The following is a 4,650-nucleotide window of genomic DNA, read 5'->3' as shown; positions in this document are numbered from 1 at the left end:
TCTCCCAGGATACTGCCCTTGCTTACCGAACTGCTGGGATCCACGGCCAGGACAGCCACTTTTTTACCCATGGCTGTCAGCATGGTGCCAAATCTTTCTATAAAAGTACTCTTGCCCACACCGGGTACCCCGGTGATCCCGACCCTCAGGGTTTCCCCATTCAAAGCCAGACATTTTTCAATGATCCCATAGGCTTTTTCCCGATGTTCGGGATGGGTACTTTCCACCAGTGTGATAGCTCTGGCCAGAAGCGACTGGTTCCCCACGCGGATTCCCTTTACCAGTTCCTCTACCGTTGGGGTATTCAGCCTCCTGGATTTGAGATCGGAGGCGCTCTTGTCTCCTATGTTATCAGTGCGGCTCAAGACTTCTTGAAAATCGGAACCTGGACCTTGGTATTGTCCCACTTCAGGGTCAGGAAAAGGCCGTGTTCATCCGGGAAACTGATGGTGAAATGTTCCTGGGTGGCAGACATCTCGATAACTGAGGCTTCTGCCTGCAGTACATCCGTCTCAGGGTTTCTGGTGGCTTCCGTTCCCCCACTGCTCAGGGTTGCCCCCCAGTCCGGGATCTCACTGTTGAAGATGATCGTCCATTGTGATTTACCCGGGATGGTCCAGAGGGAATAGGAACCTGCCGTCAGGGGTTTGCCCTTGATCATCAGGTCTGTTTTGGTCTCAAACCGGGTAGGTTCGTTAGCCCCTGTCCTCCATACCTTGTCATACGGGACCAGTTCCCCGAAGATCACCCTTCCCTTTTTGGAAGGACTGCTGTAATTGACAAGGAGGTCATAGCCGTCCTTTTGATAGACCACAGTGGTTTCCGGGCTGTGTTTTTTCGTCTGCTGCCTCAGGAAGGGCATGCCGACAAAATAAAAGAGCAAGCCCAGGACCAGCAGGATACCTATAACCCATTTTAATATTTTCATTGCGTTGATCGATTATCGTTATATCAGACCTAAGGTAGTAAATCGAACCTAAAAAAAGATTCATTCCCGTAGGTTTCTCCGGGGTGAAGGACGCAGGAAGGAAAGTTGGGATGATTGGGTGCATCCGGATAATTCTGGGTTTCAAAACAGATGGATGGCAGATCTTTTGGGGTGTAGACAACCAGAGCAGGTTGATTTGATTCTACGGTAAGCCGGATCCCTGACACAGGCGAGTAGGCAAGGGCTTTGGGGTCTTTGGCCGGATCGAACACGTAAGGGGTATCCAAGCGGGTCGATCCAAGGGGGCGCATGCTTTGGAAATCGTATTCTGTTCCCGCCACCGGCAGGAGTTTACCCGTAGGTACGAGATCCTCTCCGGTCTCAAGCCGTTTCTCCGCAAATATCTGTACCTGAAGGTGATCGGGGGATGCCTCCCTGTCGAGCCTGAAATAACTGTGGTTCGTCAGATTGACGACAGTAGGCCGATCGGTGGTGGCCTCATGGAGGATCCTCAAGGTGTTGCCCAGGAGTTGATACGTGACCTTTACCTGCAGATCACCGGGATAACCCTCTTCGAGGTGTGGACTGAAGTATTCATAAGTCACAAAGGGTTCCCGGCCCGTATCGAATTCTTTTATCTTCCATATTCTTCGGCCCAAGCCTTTTTTACCCCCGTGTAAATGTACCCCTTTCTCAGCCTCGATTGGAAAAGACGAATCCCCTATGTGTAGTTGCGTACCGGAAATGCGTCCGGCAAATCGGCCCACGCAAGCGCCTAAAAATCGTTCATCCTTCAGATATTCTGCGCTGTCCTTAAAACCTGCAACGCAATTGATGAGATTTCCGTTGCGGTCGGGCACCAGCAGTTCCTGAATGATGGCACCGTAGTCCAGAGTGGTAAGTTGCAGATATTCGTTCTTAATGGTTTGTCGTTTCAAGGGGATGTTTCAATGATTTTATTAAAAATAGAATATTTTGCAACACTGCCTTATTTACATCGTCTTTTAGATAACAACTCGACCAACGTTGGACACAAACCTGGAGATAGCACGGGACCTGGTGGAACGCTGCAAGGCGAACGACCGAAGCGCACAGATGGCCTTGTACAGGCAGTACTGTGATGGGATGTTCTGCGTGGCCATGAGGTTTGTGAGGGAACGGGATGATGCGGAAGACCTGGTGCAGGAAGCCTTCATCAAAGCGTTCAGAAAAATACAGCAATTCAGGGGTGAGGTGACCTTCGGGGCCTGGCTAAAGCGAATCGTGGTCAACAAATGCCTTGATTTCCTAAAATCAAAACGGGAAAGGCTGATCTCCATCGAAGAGCACGAATTACAGCTTGCCGAGGAACCCGACTGGACTGTGGAGCGGGAGGTATCCGTGGATGGGGTGTTGGAAGCTATGGAAAGATTGCCGGAGAAATACAGGGAAGTCTTGCAACTCTATCTCCTGGAAGGATACGATCACAAGGAGATCGCTGAAATCCTGCATATGACCCCGGTGGCCAGTCGGACCCGACTCATGAGAGGGAAAGAGTATTTGCGCACCTATTTAAACGAACAAAAACATGAAACAGGATCTCAGGAAGCTTTTTGAGGCCGAACGCGCCAAAAAGCACAGTATGAAGGAAGGACACGAGCTTCGCTTTGAGGAAAAATTGTCTGAGGCATTCCCCGAAAAGCAGAGGTCGTTTTACTATCCCATCGGCATGGCCGCTTCTGTGGTGGTCCTGCTGGGCCTGGGCTTTGTCTTCTATCAGCAGTTGCAGACGGAGCTTCCCGTGAAGACCACCGTGGTAGACAAACAGCCTGTTGCTGAAGAGCCTTATGCGATCTCCCTGGGAGACCTCTCTCCCGATCTCAAAAAGGTGGAGACCTACTACGTGAGCTCGATCAACCTGGAGCTTTCCCGTCTCGATCTTTCTGAGGATAATAAAGAAATAGTGGACGACTTTATGGGCCGGCTTTCCGAACTGAATGCAGAATACAGGGACCTGAACAGGGAACTGAACGAGATCGGCCCCAATGAACAGACTATCGAGGCCCTGATCCGCAACCTGCAACTGCGATTGCAACTCCTGTTGAAACTCAAGGAAAAATTAAATCATCTTAAATCATCAAACAATGAAACAGTTACGAACAACACCGTTTAAGGGACTCACCCTTGCACTGGTCATGATCTGTACCGGGGCATTCGCCCAAAAACAGACCAAGACCTATAAGGAAGAATTCAAGATAGAACCCAATGCCGTCATCGACATCAATACCAGTTATGCCGATATCCAATTCGAGACCTGGGATAAAAATGAAGTGGTCGTGGAAGGCACCATAGAACTGGAAGGGGCTACCGAGGACGAGGCCAGGGCCTATTTTGAGAATTCAGGGATTGAGATACTGGGCAACAGCAAGACCGTTGAGATCAGAACCTCAGGAAATAGCGGTTGGGCACGGTTAGCGGGTATGTGGCCTTCGGCTAAAATGATGGAGCTGGAACATTTCCATATCCCCGATGTGGATGCCATCATCCATTCCATCGACATCCCCGAAATCCCTCCCATGCCCGAGATGCCACCCTTGCCACCCATGCCCGACTTTGAATTCGACTACGAAGCCTTCAAGAAAGACGGGGAGAAGTATATGAAGAAGTGGAAAAAGGAATTTAACAAGAGCTTTGACAAGGAGTACCAGGAGAAAATGGAGGCATGGGGCCGGGAATTTGCAGCCAGGGCCGAGGCCCGAAAAGACCTGATGGAAGAGAGGCGTGAAGCCATGGAAGGACAGCGGGCCGAAATGCAGGAGCAGCGCGAAAAGATACGGGAACAGGCGATGAAAGACCGGGAACGGGTCAGGGAAGAAGTCGGCAAGGTCAGGGAACAACTTCGTATTGAACTGAAGGATTCCGACGAATCCAAGTTCTTTTTCCGAACCGCAGACGGGGAATCCAGATCGTATAAGGTCAAAAAGACCATCAAGGTCAAAATGCCCAAGTCTGCCATCCTGAAAATGAATGTACGGCATGGGGAAGTAAAGCTGGCGGCCAATACCAGGAACATTCGTGCAACCTTGTCATACGCAAGGTTGCATGCTGCCAGTATCGAAGGAGATGATACTCAGATCAACGCTGCCTACACGCCCGTGAAGGTAGCACAGTGGAAATACGGGAATCTGAATACCAGTTTTACCGATCAAGTAGAGCTGGATGCGGTTACGGATCTGAACCTAAAGGCGACCTCATCCGAGGTAAAGATCAACAAGGTGATCCGGAACCTGATCAGCAGGAATGATCTCGGTGCTATTTATATCAGCGCAGTAGATCCCGACTTCAAAAGGATCGATATCGAAGTGAGGAACGGGGAACTGGAATGTGCCCTGCCCATGGCACCCTTCACGGTATCAGTAAGGAATACGCAGTCTGATTTCAACTATCCGGCCTCATGGAGGCTAAAAAGCACCAAAGACGGTTCACAGATCGTTTACACGGGTACATCCGGCAAAGGAATTTCGGATCGTGTCTTTAAACTCAATACGGCCTACAGTTCTGTGGTCCTGCAATAGGAACTACTCTTCCAGGACCAGGGTCCCAAAGATATCCGCATTGATCCATCCCTGGTTTTTGTCTTCCCCGGGTACAAACACCGAACCTATAAAATTCTCCCGTTCTGCACTGCCGTCATTGTCGCAGTAGGCCAGGGCAAATCCTATCTTTTTGTTTTTTCTCAAGGG

6 protein-coding genes and 1 pseudogene are annotated in these 4,650 nt (G+C 50.1%); 3 read left to right on the top strand and 4 right to left on the bottom strand.

Annotated features, from left to right (window positions below):
• The 3 genes and pseudogenes from ABYP73_RS11570 to ABYP73_RS11560 form a co-directional block, all read right to left on the bottom strand.
• Positions 1–365 (bottom strand): annotated as a pseudogene (locus ABYP73_RS11570) (methylmalonyl Co-A mutase-associated GTPase MeaB); the annotation flags it as partial.
• Positions 362–928 carry a DUF2911 domain-containing protein gene (locus ABYP73_RS11565; RefSeq protein ID WP_372974428.1) on the bottom strand — a complete coding sequence of 189 codons (567 nt, stop codon included), beginning with the start codon at positions 926–928 and terminating at the stop codon, positions 362–364. The pseudogene ABYP73_RS11570 and the gene ABYP73_RS11565, both read right to left, overlap by 4 nt.
• A gap of 29 nt (positions 929–957) precedes the next feature.
• Positions 958–1,866 carry an aldose epimerase family protein gene (locus ABYP73_RS11560; protein ID WP_372974427.1) on the bottom strand — a complete coding sequence of 303 codons (909 nt, stop codon included), beginning with the start codon at positions 1,864–1,866 and terminating at the stop codon, positions 958–960.
• 88 nt (positions 1,867–1,954) lie between these two features.
• Between ABYP73_RS11560 and ABYP73_RS11555 the strand changes: the two genes are divergently transcribed.
• The 3 genes from ABYP73_RS11555 to ABYP73_RS11545 are packed head-to-tail and all read left to right on the top strand — an operon-like array spanning position 1,955 to position 4,482.
• Complete coding sequence (locus tag ABYP73_RS11555; RefSeq protein WP_372944781.1) at positions 1,955–2,524, top strand: RNA polymerase sigma factor; 570 nt, start codon at positions 1,955–1,957, stop codon at positions 2,522–2,524.
• Positions 2,496–3,080: a hypothetical protein gene (locus ABYP73_RS11550; RefSeq protein WP_372944780.1), complete on the top strand. Its 585-nt coding sequence runs from the start codon at positions 2,496–2,498 to the stop codon at positions 3,078–3,080. The genes ABYP73_RS11555 and ABYP73_RS11550 overlap by 29 nt, the downstream gene beginning before the upstream one ends.
• Positions 3,052–4,482 carry a DUF4097 family beta strand repeat-containing protein gene (locus tag ABYP73_RS11545; protein ID WP_372974426.1) on the top strand — a complete coding sequence of 477 codons (1,431 nt, stop codon included), beginning with the start codon at positions 3,052–3,054 and terminating at the stop codon, positions 4,480–4,482. Before ABYP73_RS11550 ends, ABYP73_RS11545 begins: the two co-directional genes overlap by 29 nt.
• A 3-nt stretch (positions 4,483–4,485) precedes the next feature.
• On the opposite strand, the gene ABYP73_RS11540 is transcribed toward ABYP73_RS11545, so the two are convergent.
• A complete protein-coding gene (locus ABYP73_RS11540) occupies positions 4,486–4,647 on the bottom strand; it encodes a sugar-binding protein (RefSeq protein WP_372974429.1) in 162 nt (53 codons plus the stop codon).
• Positions 4,648–4,650 lie beyond the last annotated feature (3 nt).

Origin of the sequence: Muriicola sp. (assembly GCF_041567615.1) — a bacterium.
Taxonomy (GTDB): Bacteria; Bacteroidota; Bacteroidia; order Flavobacteriales; family Flavobacteriaceae; genus Muriicola.
The sequence above is the reverse complement of the archived record's forward strand: the minus strand, read 5'-3'. Positions and strand labels throughout refer to the sequence as shown.

Bases quoted from the DNA above. Each gene is read 5' to 3' on its own strand.
- ABYP73_RS11565 (WP_372974428.1), bottom strand. From the start codon at position 928: ATGAAAATATTAAAATGGGTTATAGGTATCCTGCTGGTCCTGGGCTTG.
- ABYP73_RS11550 (WP_372944780.1), top strand. From the start codon at position 2,496: ATGAAACAGGATCTCAGGAAGCTTTTTGAGGCCGAACGCGCCAAAAAG.
- ABYP73_RS11545 (WP_372974426.1), top strand. From the start codon at position 3,052: ATGAAACAGTTACGAACAACACCGTTTAAGGGACTCACCCTTGCACTG.